This is a genomic window from Micromonospora sp. NPDC093244 (genome assembly GCF_040683695.1).
In the GTDB taxonomy this organism is placed as follows: Bacteria; Actinomycetota; Actinomycetes; order Mycobacteriales; family Micromonosporaceae; genus Micromonospora.
Genome location: NZ_JBFBEO010000001.1, coordinates 1,732,098 through 1,750,270 on the forward strand (window position 1 = coordinate 1,732,098; position 18,173 = coordinate 1,750,270).

Annotated in this window: 16 protein-coding genes; 9 read left to right on the plus strand and 7 right to left on the minus strand. The window is 72.9% G+C overall.

Going from position 1 to position 18,173, the window contains the following annotated elements:
- Positions 1-38: 38 nt before the first annotated feature.
- Positions 39-599: a hypothetical protein gene (locus tag AB0N27_RS07675; protein ID WP_364364719.1), complete on the minus strand. Its 561-nt coding sequence runs from the start codon at positions 597-599 to the stop codon at positions 39-41.
- Entirely contained in the window at positions 596-1,690 is a 1,095-nt protein-coding gene (locus AB0N27_RS07680) for an Asp23/Gls24 family envelope stress response protein (protein WP_364364722.1), read from the minus strand. The genes AB0N27_RS07675 and AB0N27_RS07680 overlap by 4 nt, the downstream gene beginning before the upstream one ends.
- Before the next feature lie 172 nt (positions 1,691-1,862).
- Between AB0N27_RS07680 and AB0N27_RS07685 the strand changes: the two genes are divergently transcribed.
- The 3 genes from AB0N27_RS07685 to AB0N27_RS07695 all read left to right on the plus strand — a co-directional run bounded on the left by AB0N27_RS07685 (position 1,863) and on the right by AB0N27_RS07695 (position 5,316).
- Positions 1,863-2,705 carry a phytanoyl-CoA dioxygenase family protein gene (locus AB0N27_RS07685; RefSeq protein WP_364364724.1) on the plus strand — a complete coding sequence of 281 codons (843 nt, stop codon included), beginning with the start codon at positions 1,863-1,865 and terminating at the stop codon, positions 2,703-2,705.
- Between the two features lie 139 nt (positions 2,706-2,844).
- Positions 2,845-3,726 carry a hypothetical protein gene (locus tag AB0N27_RS07690; RefSeq protein ID WP_364364727.1) on the plus strand — a complete coding sequence of 294 codons (882 nt, stop codon included), beginning with the start codon at positions 2,845-2,847 and terminating at the stop codon, positions 3,724-3,726.
- 282 nt (positions 3,727-4,008) lie between these two features.
- Positions 4,009-5,316 (plus strand): hypothetical protein, encoded by a 1,308-nt coding sequence (locus AB0N27_RS07695; protein ID WP_364364730.1) that lies wholly within the window; start codon positions 4,009-4,011, stop codon positions 5,314-5,316.
- Between the two features lie 137 nt (positions 5,317-5,453).
- Here the strand turns inward: AB0N27_RS07695 and AB0N27_RS07700 are convergent, their stop codons facing one another.
- Positions 5,454-5,801 (minus strand): Lsr2 family protein, encoded by a 348-nt coding sequence (locus AB0N27_RS07700; protein WP_364364733.1) that lies wholly within the window; start codon positions 5,799-5,801, stop codon positions 5,454-5,456.
- A 147-nt stretch (positions 5,802-5,948) separates the two neighbouring features.
- Positions 5,949-6,554 (minus strand): response regulator transcription factor, encoded by a 606-nt coding sequence (locus tag AB0N27_RS07705; protein ID WP_364364736.1) that lies wholly within the window; start codon positions 6,552-6,554, stop codon positions 5,949-5,951.
- Positions 6,555-6,792: 238 nt separating this feature from the next.
- Between AB0N27_RS07705 and AB0N27_RS07710 the strand changes: the two genes are divergently transcribed.
- The 3 genes from AB0N27_RS07710 to AB0N27_RS07720 all read left to right on the plus strand — a co-directional run bounded on the left by AB0N27_RS07710 (position 6,793) and on the right by AB0N27_RS07720 (position 10,673).
- Positions 6,793-7,662, plus strand: a complete 870-nt coding sequence (locus tag AB0N27_RS07710; RefSeq protein WP_364364738.1) for a manganese catalase family protein — start codon at positions 6,793-6,795, stop codon at positions 7,660-7,662.
- A 141-nt stretch (positions 7,663-7,803) separates the two neighbouring features.
- Entirely contained in the window at positions 7,804-10,134 is a 2,331-nt protein-coding gene (gene lon, locus AB0N27_RS07715; protein WP_364364741.1) for an endopeptidase La, read from the plus strand.
- A gap of 134 nt (positions 10,135-10,268) precedes the next feature.
- On the plus strand, positions 10,269-10,673 hold the full coding sequence (locus AB0N27_RS07720; RefSeq protein WP_364364744.1) for a DoxX family protein: 405 nt from the start codon (positions 10,269-10,271) through the stop codon (positions 10,671-10,673).
- 49 nt (positions 10,674-10,722) lie between these two features.
- On the opposite strand, the gene AB0N27_RS07725 is transcribed toward AB0N27_RS07720, so the two are convergent.
- Together AB0N27_RS07725 and AB0N27_RS07730 are read right to left on the minus strand one after the other, a co-directional pair.
- Complete coding sequence (locus AB0N27_RS07725) at positions 10,723-12,453, minus strand: DEAD/DEAH box helicase (protein ID WP_364364747.1); 1,731 nt, start codon at positions 12,451-12,453, stop codon at positions 10,723-10,725.
- A 63-nt stretch (positions 12,454-12,516) separates the two neighbouring features.
- Positions 12,517-13,416: a hypothetical protein gene (locus AB0N27_RS07730; RefSeq protein ID WP_364364750.1), complete on the minus strand. Its 900-nt coding sequence runs from the start codon at positions 13,414-13,416 to the stop codon at positions 12,517-12,519.
- A gap of 132 nt (positions 13,417-13,548) precedes the next feature.
- Between AB0N27_RS07730 and AB0N27_RS07735 the strand changes: the two genes are divergently transcribed.
- Genes AB0N27_RS07735 through AB0N27_RS07745 form a run of 3 tightly spaced genes read left to right on the plus strand, consistent with a single transcriptional unit; the run spans position 13,549 to position 15,836 of the window.
- Complete coding sequence (locus AB0N27_RS07735; protein ID WP_364364753.1) at positions 13,549-14,703, plus strand: histidine kinase; 1,155 nt, start codon at positions 13,549-13,551, stop codon at positions 14,701-14,703.
- On the plus strand, positions 14,700-15,305 hold the full coding sequence (locus tag AB0N27_RS07740; RefSeq protein ID WP_364364756.1) for a response regulator transcription factor: 606 nt from the start codon (positions 14,700-14,702) through the stop codon (positions 15,303-15,305). Before AB0N27_RS07735 ends, AB0N27_RS07740 begins: the two co-directional genes overlap by 4 nt.
- A 21-nt stretch (positions 15,306-15,326) precedes the next feature.
- A complete protein-coding gene (locus tag AB0N27_RS07745) occupies positions 15,327-15,836 on the plus strand; it encodes a 2'-5' RNA ligase family protein (protein ID WP_364364759.1) in 510 nt (169 codons plus the stop codon).
- Positions 15,837-15,884: 48 nt separating this feature from the next.
- On the opposite strand, the gene AB0N27_RS07750 is transcribed toward AB0N27_RS07745, so the two are convergent.
- On the minus strand, positions 15,885-17,879 hold the full coding sequence (locus tag AB0N27_RS07750) for a tachylectin-related carbohydrate-binding protein (RefSeq protein WP_364364761.1): 1,995 nt from the start codon (positions 17,877-17,879) through the stop codon (positions 15,885-15,887).
- Positions 17,880-18,173: the final 294 nt, after the last annotated feature.

The following is an 18,173-nucleotide window of genomic DNA, read 5'->3' on the forward strand; positions in this document are numbered from 1 at the left end:
CCGTACCGATGATGCCCGCCGGGCCGGCGCGGCGCCGGTCAGGGGCGCCCGGGTGTGATCCGGGCGGTCACGTCGAGGTGGGCGGGCCGGCATCCGGCGGTCACGGCGAAACGGCTGACCGCGGTGTGGACGTGCTCGCGTACCGCGACCGCCCCGGCGTCGGCGGTCAGGTCCATCCGGATCCACACGTCGGGGTGGGGTGGCGTGCCGGTGAGCACGACACGGGCCGCTCGTACCGCCGGGTGGGCGGTCAGGTCACGTTCCAACGCCCGGGTGAGGAGGTCGGCCGCCAGCCGGGTGCGTCCCGGGCGGTTCCCGGGGCGGCTCAACGTGCCGCGCAGTGCCCGTCCGGGTCGGCGCACCTCGCGGGCCAGGAGGCGCTGCCCGGTCAGTGCGGTAAGCAGCCCGGCGACGGTAGCGGCCAGTGTGCTCCACGGAGTGGCCAGCCGCCACGCGTCCAGCAGCCCGTCACCGAGCACAGCCGCGTCGGGACCACCGCCCGGCGGCACGCCGAAGCTGACCACGAGCGTGGTCGCCCCGCCCGCCACCAGGACGAGCGCGACGATCGTCCACAACAGTCGGTGCGCGGCGTCGGTCATGTCGGCCGCCCGTACGGCGCGAGCCGGATCTCGACGTGGCCGCGGCGGGGCGGGGCGAGGTTGCGCAGTTCCTGGTGCACCGCGTACTCGATCTCCGCCCGGGCTGCCGGGTCGCCGGTGGCGCGTACCCGGGGGTGCCACCGCTCGCCGCGCCCGCGGATCCGCACCCGCGCCCGCCGTACGCCCGGAACCGTCCCGGCCGCGTCGGTCAGGCGGCGTTCCACGCACCTGCGGCGCAGGTACCAGCCGTCGCGTTCGCCTGCGTGGAGGCGGACGGGTGTCCAGCGGCGTAGTTGGGCGGCCAGGATGACGAGCCCCAGAAGGACGGCCCCGACGGCCGCCGTCCGGACGTTCGGGTCGTGCCAGCGGGCGGTGGTCAGCGTGTCGTACCAGCCGGCGGGGACGATCGCCGGTGCCGGGCGGCCCAGCGTGGCCAGCAGCGCCTGCGCGGCCAGCAGCGTGCCGCCGACGAGCAGGACCACGGACAGCGCCAGTGAGGCCGCCCGGTTGACGGTCCGCATGCCGTTCTCCGGCCGGTGGGCCGGTCGTGGCGGTGTGACGCCGTCCGCGCCGGGGACGAGCAGGTCGTCCACCGTCACGGTGACGGCGGCGACGGCGAGCCCGGTGGCGTCCGCCACCCGGTCGGCGACGGCCGCCCGGACGGCCTCGGCGACGGCGGGCACGCTGTGTCCGTACGCGGTGACGAGGTGCAGGTCGAGGCCCACCGACTGGCCGCCCAGGCGGACGGTGGCCGGGCGGGCGTTCGCGACCCCCGGTACGCGACCGGCCGCGTCGCTGGCGATCCGCGCGACGTCCGCCGCCTCGACGGTTTCCCGTTCCCGCCGGATCGCGTTGGTGGCGGCGCTGCTCTCCCCGCCGACGCGGCGGAACAGGCCGGGGGTGGGCCGGCGGGTGGCGACCGGTCGCTGGGGGAGGCGGTGGTGTCTCCCGGCCCGGTCGGCGCGTGGCCGGCGCAGGATTGTCGGATCGCCGGCCCGGCGGGGCCGGCGAGCAGGTCGAGGACCGTCGGTGGGGCGTGGGCGAGCGCCCGGGGCACTGTCGGCGAGGCCGCCGACCTGCTGTCGCGACATGCTGACCTCCCGGCCGGCCCGCTACCGGCGACCCCGCTGCTTACACCGGGCAGGGACCTCTGGAACACGAACGAGCTGTGATCCGGATCACAGCACCGCCCGCAGCTCTGGCGCGGTCCATCAACCCTTGACACGCTTCTACAACGTTGTAACGACCATGAGGAGGCCCCCGATGCGCGTTCACCAGGCCCCCGCCACGGACCCCGCGCCCATCGACGAGGGCGAGGTGCCGGTCGAGGCGCTCGGCGACCTCTACCGCGACGGCATCACCGCCTGCCGTGGCGCCTTCGACCCCGCCTGGGTGGACCAGGTCGGCAGCGACGTGGCAAGCGCGTTCTCCGAGGCCCGCTCCCGCCCCGACGGCGCCGTCGGCCGCGGCCCGCAACGCTGGTACGTGGAGATCCATCCGGAGCAGCTGCGCGGCTTCGTCGACCTGGTGACCCATCCGTGGGTGGTGTCGGTCTGCGCCGCGGTGCTCGGCCCGGAGTACGAGATCGTCGAACTGGGCTTCGACGTCCCCTTTCCCGGCGCGGCGATGCAGCCCTGGCACCGGGACTTCCCGATGCCGCAGGACACCCGGCGGCAGCGGCGGCTCACGTCGCTGGCGTTCAACCTGACCACGGTCGACACCGTCGAGGAGATGGGGCCGTTCGAGATCGCCCCGGGCACCCAGTGGGACGACGGGGTCGACTTCGACCACGGGATGTTCCCGCCCCGGGAGCGCTACCCCCGGTACCAGCAGCGCGCGGTGCGCAAGTACCCGCGCCGGGGTGACATCTCGGCCCGGTCGGCGCTGACCATCCACCGCGGCACCCCGAACGTCTCCCGGCTGGCCCGCCCGGTGCTGGTGCTCGGCGTCGACGCCCCGGGTGCGGGCAACGCGGCCCACCACGACATGGCCGTCACCCGGGACTACTGGGAGAGTCTGCCCCGTCGGTCCGCCAGCACCTGCCCTGCCCGGTGGTGGACCGGCTGGAACCGATCCGGCAGAAGCACACGATCGAGGGCCTGGTGATGGGCGCGGCCGAGTAACCGCCGCCGAAATCGTCGGTCCGACCGGCCGGGCACGGTGTCGGCCGCACCGGCGAGGCGCGCGCCATGATCGACCGCCTAGACTCGGCCCGGCCCGACCGACCGGCGGATGGATCAGGCAGATGACGAGCACCGGCAGCGACGCGCGCGGCTGGCTGCGGGCGGCGCCCGCCGACGGCGGCGGCGCGCTGCTCAGCCGTGCCGGCCACCGGGTGTACGCGACGCGTCGGCTCAGCGACCTCGTCCAGGGACGCCCACCCGGTGTCACCGGCAGCCAGTGGAGTTCGGCGAGCCGGGCCGCGTTCGACTTCGTCCTCTACGCCGACACCGGCCGTCCGGTCGTCGCCGTCCAGATCGGCCCGGTGCCGCCGGCCGGTTCCGCCGAGCAGCGCGCCGAGCGCCTGACGTACGCGGTGAGCGCCGCGGTGGGACTGCCCGTGCTGCGGATCGGCTCGCCGACGCTGCGGGCCGCCGAGCAGGGCCGTCGCCTGATGGAGTACGTGATCGACGCACGGGCCTACGCGGCGGGCGCCGGGCTGGGCACGGGCGGGGACGACGAGCCGGCCCCGGTGGGCTTTCGGGACATCCTGGGCCGCCTGCCGGACGGTCGTACCGGCCCGGTAAACGACCTCGGCGCGTTGACCCGCGCCGCCGCGGTCGACGCGTACGTGGCCGGGCGGCTCGCCGACCCGATCGTGCGGGGACTGCACGTGCGCTGGGCGGACGGCCCGGCGCAGGGGTGGAGCTGGGTGCAGGTGCGCCCGGACGCCTGCCTCGTGGAGCGGGTCTCGGTGACCGAGCACCGGTTCTCCTGCGGTGTCGACGCGGCCCGGTTGGCCGAGGACCTCGCCACGGTTGCCGTCGGGGAGCGGCTGCGCGCCGCCGGGCGCGACGACGCGCGGCTTCTGCCCCGCGCCGAGCTGACGGCGCAGATCGCCGCGCTGAGCCGTCGCCGCGACGAGCTGGTCGGCGGGTTCGCCTTCGACCACCTGTGCGCCGACTGACCGGCGCCCGTTTTCCCAGCTGACCCCGCTCCGGGTCGACCCGCGACAATTTTCTGCGCTCCGGTTGAACCTTCCCGCGCGCCGTCCCGTACTCCTGCGCGAATGAAGAGGATCTCCCCATCCGCGTCGAGCCGACGCGGGGGACGGTGCGGAAAGGGCATCGTCGGCCGTCGACACATCACCCGGTAGGTCGTGGTGGCCGCCGTTGACGCGTGCCATCTCAAATCCGTCGGTCCGCCGAGGGCAGGAATCCAGTACCGGATCGAGAAGGAGAGCAATTCGATGCGCAGGTCCACTCGGGCGCGCCGGCCATCCGGCAACGCGCGGAGCAAGCGTCTGCTGGCCGTTGTCGGCACGCTCGTGGTCTTCGGCGGAGTTGTCGCCGTGACCCAGATTTCGTCGGCCCAGGATCGGCGGACCAACAAACCCCGCCCGGCAGCGGGGCAGTGCGTGGAACCCAGCCCGGGCGCGACCGCGCCAAGCGGAAATGGTTCGACCACGCGGACCTGGCAGAACGGCCGGTGGGTCCGTAACCACTGGGGTGACGGGCAGCAGTCCGTCCCCGAGTGTGAGGACGGCAAGGACGGCACGGTGGGCACCGGCTCGGCGGTGGCCTGCCCGGACGTGGCGTCGAAGCTGCCGCAGGTGCCGCAGCGGGCCCGGGCCGAGGTGGACCGCAATCTCGCCCAGTTGACGGCCCAGATCGCCGAGGCCGACCGTCGACTCGCCGCCGAGGGAAACAAGGGTGAGGCCTTCATCCGCGACGCGATCCTCCAGCCGTTGGCGGGCAAGCGCCGCGCGGTGCTGGACCGCATCACGACCGCCATCGACCGGGTCGGGCCGCGCCCGCAGGGACTGGCGCAGCTCGCCGAGTGTCAGGTGCAGCCGACCGGCGGCAACAGCGGCGGCGGCGACAACGGTGGCAGCACCGGCGGTGGCAACACCGGCGGTGGGAACACCGGCGGTGGCACCGGCAACGGTGGCAACAACGGCGGTGGGAACAACAACGGCGGCGGGAACAACGGCGGTAACGCTCCCGGTGCCGGGCTCGGCGTACTTGCCAACAACTGCGACGAGAGCCAGCTCCAGGCGCACGACGGCTTCCAGAACGGCAACCGCTGCGTGAGCACCGCGTTCGGTGAGGTCGGCGCCGCCGCCAACAACCCCTCCCTGCTCATCACCCAGTTCCCCCAGCAGGTGGGCCGCAACCAGCCGTTCACGCTCCGGGTCAGCACCCGCAACCTGGTCCGGGACCGCTTCCTGGCCGCCGGTCAGGGCGGGTACTACGTGGAGAGCTCGCTGCTCAACGCCCAGGGCCTGGTCCGGGGGCACTTCCACACGGCGTGCCGGATGCTGGACAGCCTGACCACCCCGCCGGAGCCGCAGGAGGTGCCCGCGTTCTTCGTGGCCACCGAGGACGGTCGCGGTGGTGCCGACCCGGACGAGGTGACCATCCAGATCCCGGGTCTGCCGGAGTCGGGAACCGCGCAGTGTTCGATCTGGGCGGGTGACGGTTCGCACCGCCTGCCGATGATGGAGCGCGCCAACCAGACGCCCGCGTTCGATTCGGTGCGGATCACTGTCGACTGAGTAGTCGTACGGTCGGCGGCGGCCGGTCACGCCGGGGCGGAACAGCCCGGGGTGACCGGCCGCCGCCGTCACGAACAGTGCCGACAATATGACGGGGCCGCACCGTTTCGGCGCGGCCCCGTCTGCGTGTCGTCCGGTCAGCGGCTCTTGTACGCCTCGACGACCTCGACCGGGATCCGGCCTCGCTCGGAAATCTTGTAGCCGTTCTTGACGGCCCATTCCCGGATGGCCCGGTTCTGCTCCCGATCCATTCCCGCGCCGCTGGGCCGACCCGGACGCCGAACGGTCCGGGTGTTCTCCACGGCACCTCGCCCGATGCGCCGGCCCGCATTGATGTACGGATCCAGCGCCTTGCGCAGGACGCCGGCATTCTCGTCCGAGACGTCGATCGTGTAGGCCACGCCGTCGAGACTGAACTCGACCGTCCGGTCGGCCTTCCCGCCGTCGAGGTCGTCGGTCAGGACCGTGATTACTTTTCTCGCCATTGCCGATTACTCCCTGTGTGTGGCGGGATGTGTCCAAAGTCTGACCTACTACCCGGGGAATCCGCAACAATATGCGCCGCATTCATTTCGGCGCGTCGCGATTCGGTGACGGGAAACCGCGAATCGGCGCCGAATCGCGGTCCGGCCTCATTCGAGCAGGCCGGCCTGACCGGCCACGGCGGCCGCCTCCGCGCGGTTGGCCACTCGCAGCTTGCGCAGAAGCGCGGCGGTCATCCGTTTCACCGTCCGCTCCGACACGTGCAGTTCCTCGGCGATATCGACGGTGTGGCGGCCGGCGGCTATGGCGCACAGCAGCCGGCGTTCCTCGGCGTCCAGGTCGACGGGTGTGATGCGCGACGGTCGCAGCAGGACGCGGAGCAGTTCCGCCGGCAGCACCGCCCAGCCGTCGAGGACGGCCAGCAGCGGGGGGAGCAGTTCCTCCGGCCCGCTGGTCTTGGGCAGATACCCCTCGGCGCCGGCGCGCAGGGCCTCCAGCACCGGTCCCGGGTCGGTGGAACCGGACATCGCCACCACCCGTGTCTGGGGAGTGGTCCGGCGGATCGCCGCCACGGCCCGGACGCCACCGGGCGGTGGCAGGTGCAGGTCGACCAGGACGAGGTCCGGGAGGCAGCGGCTGACCAGGCCGGCCGCGTGCGCCGCGTTGCCTGCCGAGCCGACGACCTCCGCGCGACCGTCGCTTGTCATCGGCAGCAGCAGTTCCAGGCCGTGGACGAAAAGGGGGTGATCGTCCACGACCGCGATACGGAGGGTGGAACTGCCCGGCATGTCTGCGCCGTTCCCCGTTGGGCACCGATCATGCGGCCCGGCACCGAACGAGGTGGCTCGGGTGGGTCTGCGAACGATAGGGCGTACCGGGCCCGTTGTCGCCGCGCATCCGGTGCGCTGACCCCGCGGGGACACAGGTTGGCCCGGTGGGGTCACCGAGGTGGGGATGCCTCGTCACCAGCAGTTCCGGTACGAGGAGGTTCAGATGTTCAGTCATGTCAAGGATCTGCAGTTCGAGGCGAAGCCGGACGGGCCGGATGCCGCGTTCGCCCGCCGGTTGCAGGAGGTTCTGGGCGGCAAGTGGGGTGAGATGACGGTGGCCAACCAGTACCTGTTCCAGGGCTGGAACTGCCGGCTGCCGGGCAAGTACAAGGATCTGCTGCTCGACGTGGGCACCGAGGAGGTGGGCCACGTCGAGATGATCGTCACCATGATCACCCGGTTGTTGGACAATGCGCCGCTGTCGTTGTCCGAGGGGGTCGCCGACAACCCGGGGGGCGCCGCTACCTACGCCGGGTCGAACCCGGCGCACTTCATCCACTCCGGTGGCGGGGCGTTGCCCGCCGACTCCAACGGGGTGCCGTGGAATGGCGCGTTCATCACCGCCAGCGGCAACCTGCTTGCCGACTTCCAGCTCAACGTCACCGCGGAGGCGCAGGGCCGGCTCCAGGTCGCCCGGTTGTTCAACATGACCGACGATCCGGGCGTCAAGCAGATGCTGCGCTTCCTGCTGGCCCGCGACACCATGCACCAGAACATGTGGCTGGCGGCGATCGAGCAGCTCAAGGAGGACGGGCTGGAGGACATGCCGGTGCCGGAGGCGTTCCCGGACTCCGGCGAGTTCACCGAGGAGTTCGGCTACACCTATCTGAGCTTCTCCTCGGGCAGCGACGCCAGCGAGGGGCGCTGGGCGTCCGGGCCCACGCCGGACGGCAAGGGCGAGTTCCGGTACGGCGACAGCCCGCGGGCGAACGCCCCCGAGCCGGTGCTGCCTCCGGGGGACCCGCGCCTGTACGGCACCAACCCGGGGATGGCCGGTTCGGTCGTGAACACGGTCAAGAACAAGCTCACCTGAGGTGTCCCGTCGGGTCGCCCCGCCGGTTCCGGGCGACCCGACGGGCTCCTGCGAGAGTGGTCTGGGTCACATCGCGGAACAAGGGGAACGCTTTGTTACTTGAGTGAGACACGCTCAACTCAACGCGATAGCAGGTGTTCGATGGCAACTCTTCCGGTACTTCCCCTGACCGACGCCGTGCTGCTGCCCGGCATGGTGATCCCGGTGACCCTCGACCCGACCACCCAGGCCGCGATCGACGCCGCACGGACGACCGACGACCGCAGGCTGCTGGCCGTGCCGCGCATCGACGGCGAGTACGGTCCCGTCGGCGTGGTCGCCACCATCGAGAAGGTCGGCCGGCTGCCCGACGGCGAGCCCGCCGCCGTGGTCCGTGGCCTGTCCCGGGCCCGGATCGGCTCCGGCGTGCCCGGCCCCGGCGCCGCACTCTGGGTCGAGGCGACCGAACTCGACGAACCCGCTCCCGCCGGCCGCGCCCGGGAACTCGCCCGCGAGTACCGCGCCCTGGTGACCTCCGTGCTCCAGCAGCGTGGCGCCTGGCAGGTCATCGACGCCGTCGAGCGGATGACCGACCTGTCCGAGCTGGCCGACTCGGCCGGCTACGCGCCCTGGCTGACCCTGGAGCAGAAGACCGAGCTGCTCGCCGCGCCGGACGTCACCGCCCGGCTGGAGCTGCTCGTCGGCTGGGTGAAGGACTACCTGGCCGAGCAGGAGGTCACCGAGCAGATCAACAGCGACGTCCGCGAGGGGCTGGAGAAGTCCCAGCGGGAGTTCCTGCTGCGCCAGCAGCTCGCCGCCATCCGCAAGGAGCTGGGCGAGGACGAGCCGGACGGCTCAGCCGACTACCGCAGCCGGGTGGAGAGCGCCGAGCTGCCGGAGAAGGTCCGCGAGGCCGCCCTGCGCGAGGTCGGCAAGCTGGAGCGGGCCAGTGACGCCTCCCCGGAGGCGGGCTGGATCCGTACCTGGCTCGACACGGTTCTCGAGATGCCGTGGGGCACGCGTACCCAGGACAACACCGACCTGGCCGCGGCCCGGGCGGTGCTCGACGCCGACCACGCCGGCCTGGCCGACGTGAAGGACCGCATCCTGGAGTACCTGGCCGTGCGCAACCGGCGGGCCGAGCGCAACCTCGGCGTGGTCGGCGGTCGCGGCTCCGGCGCGGTCCTCGCCCTCGCCGGCCCTCCCGGAGTGGGCAAGACCAGCCTCGGCGAGTCCGTCGCCCGGGCGCTCGGGCGCAACTTCGTCCGGGTGTCGCTCGGTGGCGTCCGCGACGAGGCGGAGATCCGCGGTCACCGGCGCACCTACGTGGGCGCGCTGCCCGGCCGGATCGTCCGCGCGCTGCGCGAGGCCGGCTCGATGAACCCGGTCGTGCTCCTCGACGAGGTGGACAAGCTGGCCGCCGGCTACGCCGGTGACCCGGCCGCCGCCCTGCTGGAGGTCCTCGACCCGGCGCAGAACCACACCTTCCGGGACCACTACCTGGAGGTCGACCTCGACCTGTCCGACGTGCTCTTCCTCGCCACCGCGAACGTGGTCGAGTCCATCCCCGGCCCGCTGCTGGACCGGATGGAGCTGGTCATGCTGGACGGGTACACCGAGGACGAGAAGGTCGCCATCGCCCGCGACCACCTGCTGCCCCGGCAGCGGGAGCGGGCCGGGCTGACCGCCGACGAGGTGGAGATCGCCGACGAGGCCCTCGCGCTTATCGCGGGGGAGTACACCCGGGAGGCCGGCGTACGGCAGCTCGAACGTGGCCTCGCCAAGATCCTGCGCAAGGTGGCGGTGACCCTGGCGACCGACCCGTCACCGGTACGCGTCGACAACGGCAACCTCACCGGCTACCTCGGCCGGCCGAAGTTCACCCCGGAGTCGGCCGAGCGCACCGCGGTGCCGGGTGTGGCCACCGGCCTCGCCGTCACCGGCGCCGGCGGGGACGTGCTCTTCATCGAGGCGACGAGCATGGAGGGCGAGCCGGGACTGACCCTGACCGGCCAGCTCGGCGACGTGATGAAGGAGTCGGCGCACATCGCCCTGTCGTACCTGCGCTCCAACGGGCGGCGGTTCGGCATCGACCCCAACGTCCTGGCCGGACGCCGGATCCACGTCCACTTCCCGGCGGGCGCGGTGCCCAAGGACGGCCCGAGCGCCGGCATCACGATGGTGACGGCCCTGGCCTCACTGGTCACCGGCCGCCCGGTCCGACCGGAGTTCGGGATGACAGGTGAGGTGACGCTCTCCGGACGGGTGCTGCCGATCGGCGGGGTGAAGCAGAAGCTGCTCGCCGCGCACCGGGCCGGCCTCACCGAGGTGATCATCCCGGCGCGCAACGAGCCCGACCTGGACGACCTGCCGACCGAGGTGCGCGAGGCGCTGACCGTGCACACCCTGGCCGACGTGGCCGACGTGCTCGCCCTGGCGCTGCGCCCGGCCGACGTCGAGGCGCTGGACGGGCCGGCGCTCGCCGCCGCCTGACGCTCCGCACACGACGACCCCCGCCGTCTCATCGACGGCGGGGGTCGTCGCGGTACGCGGGTGGGGGACTACTGTCCCGCTCGAACCCTCACCCCACCTCTCCGCCGCGAGGCGGTGCCCCGGAGGAAACCCCTGTGACCGTTGCGCTCTGGGTCATCCAGATCCTGCTCGCCGCCATCTTCGCCGGCGCGGGCCTGGCCAAACTGACCCAGCCCAAGGAGAAGCTGCGCGACCCGATGCGATGGGTGGACCCCGTCCCGCCGTCGCAGGTCAAGGCGCTCGGCGCGGTCGAGGTGCTGGCCGCTGTCGGGCTGGTGCTGCCCCCGCTCACCGGCATCGCCACCGTGCTGACACCCCTCGCCGCGGTGGGCCTCGTCATCGTGATGATCGGCGGCATCCTGGTGCACCTGCGCGACATGAAGAAGCCCGACAACCAGGACCGGCGTCGGATGGAGATCCAGGGCGCCGTCACCTGTGCGGTGCTGCTCGTGCTCGCCGCGGTCGTCGCCTGGGGCCGGTTCGGCCCGTACGCCTTCTGATCCGCGCCGCCGGCGACCGTCGTACCCCCGGCGGTCGCCGGCGGCGCCTTCAGCGCTCGCCGCCGCGGTCCCGACGGACAGTGGCCTTGCGGCCCTTGATCGTGCTGGAGCGCAACCCGGAGATCACCTCGTCGGCCACCCCCTGCGGCACCTCCACGAGGGAGAACCGGTCGGCGATCTCGATCGAGCCGATGTCCCGGCCGCGGATACCGGTCTCGCCGGTGATGGCACCCACCAGATCCTGCGGGCGCACCCCGGCCCGCCGGCCCAGGCCGACGAAGACCTGCACGGTGTTGCCGCCGCCCGGACGCGGCCGGCCTCCGCCGCGCCGGTCCCCGCCCCGACCGCCGGCCTCCGGCCGGCCCTCGCGCGGGCCACGGACCGGCACCTGCGGGATCTCCTCTTCGTCGTCCGAACCGGGGGAGGTCACCTCGTGCGCCAGCTTCACCGCGGCGAGGGCGACCTCCATCAGGTCGAACTCGTCGGTGAGCGTCTCCACGATCACCCGGAACGGGTCCAGGTCGTCCTCCAGCAGGCTCTCCCGCAGCGCCGCCTGGGTCAGCTCCAGCCGGCGGGTGCGCATGTCCGCCACCGTGGGGATCTTGTCGATGGTGATCCGCTGGCCGGTCACCCGCTCGATGGTCTTGAGCATCCGGTGCTCGCGCGGCTCGGCCAGGGTGATCGCCACACCCTCCCGGCCGGCCCGGCCCACCCGGCCGATCCGGTGCACGTACGACTCCGGCGCCGACGGCACGTCGTAGTTCACCACGTGGGTGAGCTGCTCGACGTCCAGGCCGCGGGCCGCCACGTCGGTGGCCACCAGCAGGTCGGCGGTGCCCGCCCGCAGCCGGCCCATCACCCGGTCGCGCTGTTCCTGGCTCATACCGCCGTGCAGCGCCTCGGAGCGGTAGCCCCGGCCGTTCATCGTCTCGGTCAGCCGGTCCACCTCCTCCCGGCTGCGGCAGAACACGATGGCGGCGGTCGGCGACTCCACGTCCAGCACCCGGCCCAGCGCGGCCGGCTTGTGCGCCCGCGTCACGATGTACGCGCTCTGCCGCACCCGGGGCGCCTCACCGGCGACCGTCTGCTCCCGGCCGATCTCGATCCGGACCGGCTCGCGCAGGTGCTGGCGGGCCATCCCGTCGATCCGGGACGGCATGGTGGCCGAGAAGAGCACCGTCTGGCGCTGCGCCGGCGCGTGCTCCAGGATCGCCTCGATGTCCTCGGCGAAGCCCATGTCGAGCATCTCGTCGGCCTCGTCGAGCACCACCGTGGCGAGGCCGCCCAGGCGCAGGGTGCCCCGGGCGATGTGGTCCAGGGCCCGGCCCGGAGTGGCCACCGCCACGTCCACCCCGCTGTCCAGTGCCCGCAGCTGCCGCCCGATCGGCTGCCCGCCGTAGATCGGCAGCACCCGCGCGCCCAGGTCCTTGCCGTAACGATGGAACGCCTCGGACACCTGCACCGCCAGCTCCCGCGTCGGCACCAGCACCAGCGCCACCGGGTCCCCGCCGTCGCGGTGCGCCACCATCCGGTGCAGCAGCGGCAGCGCGAACGCCGCCGTCTTGCCGGTGCCGGTGGCGGCCTGACCGAGCAGGTCGCGGCCGTCGAGCAGCGGTGGGATCGCCTCCCGCTGGATGGGGGTCGGCTCCTCGTAACCGAGGGCGGCCAGGGCGCCCAGCAGTTCGGCGCGCAGCCCGAGCTCCGTGAAGGCGTTCGCCTCGTCGGTGCCGTCGGGGGTGGTGTCGGTCGGTGCGTCGTGCTGTGCAGGTGCGGAACTCATGTGCCAAGCCTTTCATCACGCCGTCCGGCCCGCTGCGGCGACCGGCACAAGAGCGCACCCGGGTCAGTCGCCGCTGCTCAGGATCGCCAGGATCATGACCGCGGCGAGAGCCGCGTCGAGCACCCCACACCACTCGGCGTAGCCGCGCGGCACCACCCGGCCGGTGCGGTGGTGCGCCAGGTCCCAGCCGGCGTGCGCCAGCCACCCGAACGCCACCAGCCAGGAGGCCGTCCGCCCGCCGACGGCGACCGCGACGAGCGTCAGGGCCACCCAGGCGACCAGACCGACGAGCTGGGTGGCGAGCACGCCCGGCCCGCCCAGCGAGCGGCGGACCAGGCCGATCAGCAGGTAACCGCCGGGCAGCACCAGCAACGTCCACGGGCTGAGCACGAAGGGATCCACAAACATGTCCACGGTCATCAGCAGCGCCAGCCCGGTCGGCCAGCGGCGGGCGAACGCCACCACGGCCGGCCTCCGCCGGATCACCGCAGGCGTCTCGTGCCGGTGCCGCACCGCCACCAGCACCATCGCCGGCACCATCAGCAGGTGACCGCCGAGCATCAGCACGTCGCCACCCAGCACACCCGCCCAGAACGGGACGAGCAGCAGCAGGAACGGCACGTACATCGCGGCGGCCATCTCGACGACGCCCCGCCAGTGGTGCGCCCGGTAGCGCATCCACACGGTCATCCCGACTGTCATGTTGGTGGCCATCACCAGCGCGGCCACGTCCGGGCGGCCCAACACTCCGCCGAGCCCCAGCGGGTGCCCGACCGTCTCCCACAGCGGCCCGAGCAGCACCATTCCGGCGACCATCGCGAGCGCCATCTCGCCGAGATGCCACAGCAGCCGCCGCGTGCCGCCGGCAGGTGCCGCGTCCGGCGGTGCCGGTCGGTGGGTCGCCAGCGGCCCGGGCGACGGTACGACGGTGGCGGTGTTCGCGTACATCGGTGTCTTCTCCATGCCGTCGACACTGCCGGCGTTCCGGCGCGGTCGGCAGGCCCGTCCGTCACCGGAATTCTGTGCGCGGCGCACGGTCCGACCGTGACAACTCGCACCTGTGGACCGTGCGCCTGGCGGCCCTAGGATCGACGCGTGGCGAGCGAGGCGGTGATTCCCCGGGCGGACCGCCGGATGCACCGGGCCCGGCAGGCGACGCTGCTGTCGCTGGCCACCGGTGTGTGGGCGACTGTACTGCTGCCGGCCGTGGGCCTGACCCGGGAGCCGGACACCTCCCGCGTCGCGTTCGGCGCGGTCGGCATCTGCGCCTTCGCGGCAGCCCAGACCGCCGTGCTGTACGCGGCGGTCACCCCGTGGCTCGCCCAGCGGTGGCGACGCCGCGCCCAGCTCGGCCTGGCCGCCGTGGCGGCGCTGACCGTGCCGTTGGCCGCCCCGGTGGCGGCCGGTGCCTGGCCGACCTGGGCGTGGATCGGCGCCGCCCTGGTCGGGATGGCTCCGCTGCTGTTCGGCCTCCCCGGCGCGGCGGCGGTGGCCGCCGGCACCCTGCTCGTGTCGGCGGGCGTGGCCTGGTGGACCGGCGGCTCGGTCGTCCGGTACGTGGTCGTGACCGGCGGGGTCGGGGTCGCCGTGGCGGCCGTCAACTGGTTGCAGGTCTGGTTCTGGGGGCTGCTCGTGGAGGCCCGGCAGGGTCAGGCCGCCCAGGCTCAACTGGCCGCGGCGAAGGAGCGGCTGCGGTTCGCCAGCGACGTGCACGACGTGCTGGGGCACCACCTCACCGTCATCGCGTTGAAGGCCGAACTGGCCGCCCGGCTGGCGCCTGTGGACGCCGAGCGGTCCGGTCGGGAGGCCGCCGAGGTGCAGCGCCTCGCCGCCGCCGCGCTGGCCGAGGTCCGTGAGACCGTGCACGGCTATCGCGCGGTCGACCTCGGCGAGCAGTTGGCAGCCGTGGCCGAGGTGCTGCGGTCCTGCGGGGTGCGCTGCACGGTGCAGCCACCACCAGCGGAGGTGCCGCAGCCGGCGGCCAGCGAACTGGCTGCGGTGCTCCGCGAGGCGGGCACCAACGTGTTGCGGCACAGCCGGGCCGACTGGTGCCGGATCCGCGTCGACCGGGAGGAGAAGGTGGCCACCATGACTGTCGTCAACGACGGCGCCGACGACCGGGGTCCGGACGAACACAGCCACGGCCTGCGCGGCCTCGCCGACCGGCTCGCCGCGGTCGGGGGAGAGCTGCGGGTGCACCGCCAGGACGTGGTGTTCACCCTCGAGGTCACCGTGCCGGTGTCGTCGTGATCCGCGTCCTGCTCGCCGACGACGAGGACCTGATCCGGGTCGCGGTCGCCGCCCTGCTCGGCCTGGAGCCGGACCTCGACGTGGTGGCCCAGGCCGCCGACGGGCCCTCGGCGGTCACCGCGACGCTCGCCCACCGCCCGGACGTGGCAGTGGTGGACCTGGAGATGCCCGGCCTGGACGGCATCGCGGTGGCCGCCGAACTCACCCGCGTCCGTCCCGAGTGCGCGGTCGTCGTGCTCACCGGGCACGGCCGTCCGGGTCACCTGCGGCAGGCCCTGACCGCAGGCGCGCGCGGTTTCGTGCCCAAGGGCTCCCCGGGCGGCGCGCTGGCCGACGTGATCCGGCGGGTGCACGCCGGAGGCCGGTACGTCGACCCGTCGCTGGCCGCCGACGCGCTGACCCTGCCCGCCTGCCCGTTGACGCCCCGGGAGTTGGAGACACTGCGGCTGGCCGAGTTCGGCGCCCCGGTGGCGGTGATCGCCCGCCGGGTGCACCTGTCCACCGGCACCGTCCGCAACCACCTCTCGGCCGCCGTGCAGAAGCTCGGCGCGGCCGACCGGGCCGAGGCGGTGCGTACCGCCCAGGACAACGGCTGGCTCTGACCACCGGGCTAACGTGGGCGCGTGCGTACGGTGGAACTGCTCTGCTCGCCCGGGTTGGACGCCGAGGTACGGGCGGTCTGGGGCCGGTTGGCGGCGGCAGGCCTGCCCAGCCTGGCCCGCAACACCCATCCGACCAACCGGCCACATCTGACCCTCGCCGCCGTGGACGGGTTCCCACCCGGCGTCGAGGACCGTCTGGCCGGGCTGTTCGACGTCGCGCTGCCGGTGCCCGTCACGCTCGACCGGATCGTCGTCCTGGACGGGAGCGCACCGCTGGTCTGGCTGGTACGGCCGACACCGGCGCTGACCGCGCTGCACACCGCCGTCTGGGACGTTCTCGCCGACGCCGACGGGCAGCGTCCGTGGCACGCCCCGGGGGCGTGGGTGCCGCACCTGAGCCTGGCCCTGCGGTTCCGCGACGCGGACCTGCGGATGGCCCGTGCCGTCGCCGGTGGGCAGCGCCCGACGGGCAAGTTCGCCGCCGCCCGCAGCTACGACGGTACGGATCGGACGGTGACGCCGCTCGGATAGGTGCGGCCGCCGGGGTGTGACCCCCGACGGCCGCCGAACCGGTGCTGGTCAGTCGCGGGGCTGCGGGATCTCCCGCTCGGTGAAGGAGACGTCCCCCGCCGTGGCGCTGCGGGTGGTGCTCGACGCGGCGGACTCGTCCATGTCGTAGAGCCGGACCGAACCGTTGGCCGTTCGGCTCACGAACCCGAGTCGGGTGCCGCCGGAGTTCTGGTAGACGAACGCCGTCGGATCCGTGGGGTAGGTCTCGTCCGGCACCGTCGCCGAAGCCCAGTTGCCCCAGGTGGCGGAGCCGGCGGCGGTCTGCCGCGAGTGGTGGATGGTGTCGCCAGTGGTCCGGGTGAACACCGAGACGCGGCCGGTGTTCGGACTCAACACAGCGGTCGGGGAGCCGACGGGGGTGATGCCGGCGTCGCCGATCGCGCTCCAGGTGCCGGGCCAGGTGCCGTCGGTGTTCTGCAACTGGCTCCGGATCGTTCCGTCGGTGTGTCGGGCGACCACCATGAGGCGGCGGCCGGGCAGGGTGATCACACTCGGCGTGTCCACGAAGCCCGCGTCACCCAGCCCCGTCCACGCCGAGGTGAGCGCGCCGGCCTTGTACGTGGCGGCCTGGAGCGTGCCCGCCGCGTCGGCCAGCAGGACCGTGGCCGTACCCTCCACGCCCGGCACGACGACAGGCGCGCCGGTCAGTCCGGTGCCACCGAGCGGCGTCCAGGGAAGAAGGTCTCCGGCGGTGCCGTCCTGCCGGCGGTGCCACAGGCCGCCCCCGGCGTCCAGGGCGAAGACCGCGCGGGTGTCGTCGGAGAGTCGGACGGCGGTCGGCTCCGAGCGCATCGCCCCGCCGAGGGCGAGCCACGGATTCCAGTCCGGCATGGCAGGGGTCTTCTGGGTCAACGAACCCACGTTGCTGGTGGTCTCGTGGGCGACGATGGTGACCCGGTTCTGGGCATCCGAGACCAGGGACGGCTTGCCCGTGTACGCGTCCGTGCCGGGCACGGCGGACCACTGGATCGAGGCCATCGCGTCCGGGTTGGCGCGTCCGTGCCGCAGCTGGCCGATGTTGTCGCTGTACGCGATCTCCAGGGTGCCCAGCGCCGTGCCGGCGGCCGGGGCCTGCGTGATCGCCAGGGGGGCGTTCTGCTGCACAGGGGTGGCCGGCAGCGCGGGACCGGTGATCGCCCCCTGACGGCAGGTGTTGGTGGTGGTGAAGACGTTCGGGAAGCCGGCCCAGCCGTTGCCGATCTGGTCGGCGGTCAGCGCCCAGGACATGTTGTCCTCGCGGTAGCGGTACTGGAACAGGTCGCCGTCGGTCTGGATGCCGAAGAGGGTGTCGCCGCCGGCGGAGAAGAGCCCCTTGGTGAAGGCCTGCCAGCCGCTCGAACCGACCTGACGGTCACGGCTGATCCACCGCTGGCTCGCCGGATCGAACCGGTGCCGGTAGAGCTTGCCGTCGGCCGCTCGGGCGTAGAGGGTGCCGGGGGCGGCGGCCACGATCAGGTTGTACCGGTCCCATCCGGTGTCGATGACACGCGCGTTGATGGTCCACGTCCGCGTCGACTCGTCGAACCGGTACCAACGGAGTTTGCCGAGGGCGTCGACGGCGTAGAAGTCACCGATCTGGTCCACAGTGATCTTGTTGCGGTAGGCGGCCGTCGCGTAGCCGGTGAAGCTCGTGCTGATGTTCCAGCTCTGTTTGCCGTCGACGGTTTCCCAAGCGCTGCCGGTCCACCGGTAACGGTTCAGTCCGGTCGAGTTGATGCCGTAGACCCGCCCGTCGGGTCCGCCCAACAACCGACCGAACGTCTGCCAGCTGGCGGGCCCGACGGTGCTGGCGGCGGTGAAGACGCCGCCGTCCCGGCCCGGGGTGCTGTACTCGCGACGGGCGAGCGTGCCGGCCGTGGTCGAGTTGAAGAACGCCGCCGATCCGGTGCAGCTGAAAGCGTCAGTCGCCGCCTGTGCGGGAGACGCCGGCAGCGGCGCCACAAGACCGGCGCCGCCGATGAGAAGTGCGCCGGCGAATGCGAGCGCACGACGCCCAGCAGGCACCGCCGCTACTGATTCCTTGGTCAATAGGGACACGTTTGTGTCATCCTCCCCCGAGAATTAGGAACCGGCGTCAATCGATTTACGAACGCGCGGCTCCTGGGCAACATCCAAAGGTGCCAGCCGTACGCGGAGGCCCTTTTCCCCGTCGTCGGCCCGGCTCATCATGCACGACGTCCAGTCACCTGCCAAGCGCGGAGCGGCACCATCCAGGGTGGACGGTCGGATCGCCTTCAACCGACCAGCAAACGGACCTAAGCCATCAAAATCCCCAGCACGTTGACGGAAAGTAATCGG

Bases quoted from the DNA above. Each gene is read 5' to 3' on its own strand.
- AB0N27_RS07675 (WP_364364719.1), bottom strand. From the start codon at position 599: ATGACCGACGCCGCGCACCGACTGTTGTGGACGATCGTCGCGCTCGTC.
- AB0N27_RS07680 (WP_364364722.1), bottom strand. From the start codon at position 1,690: ATGTCGCGACAGCAGGTCGGCGGCCTCGCCGACAGTGCCCCGGGCGCT.
- AB0N27_RS07685 (WP_364364724.1), top strand. From the start codon at position 1,863: ATGCGCGTTCACCAGGCCCCCGCCACGGACCCCGCGCCCATCGACGAG.
- AB0N27_RS07690 (WP_364364727.1), top strand. From the start codon at position 2,845: ATGACGAGCACCGGCAGCGACGCGCGCGGCTGGCTGCGGGCGGCGCCC.
- AB0N27_RS07695 (WP_364364730.1), top strand. From the start codon at position 4,009: ATGCGCAGGTCCACTCGGGCGCGCCGGCCATCCGGCAACGCGCGGAGC.
- AB0N27_RS07700 (WP_364364733.1), bottom strand. From the start codon at position 5,801: ATGGCGAGAAAAGTAATCACGGTCCTGACCGACGACCTCGACGGCGGG.
- AB0N27_RS07710 (WP_364364738.1), top strand. From the start codon at position 6,793: ATGTTCAGTCATGTCAAGGATCTGCAGTTCGAGGCGAAGCCGGACGGG.
- lon (WP_364364741.1), top strand. From the start codon at position 7,804: ATGGCAACTCTTCCGGTACTTCCCCTGACCGACGCCGTGCTGCTGCCC.
- AB0N27_RS07725 (WP_364364747.1), bottom strand. From the start codon at position 12,453: ATGAGTTCCGCACCTGCACAGCACGACGCACCGACCGACACCACCCCC.
- AB0N27_RS07730 (WP_364364750.1), bottom strand. From the start codon at position 13,416: ATGGAGAAGACACCGATGTACGCGAACACCGCCACCGTCGTACCGTCG.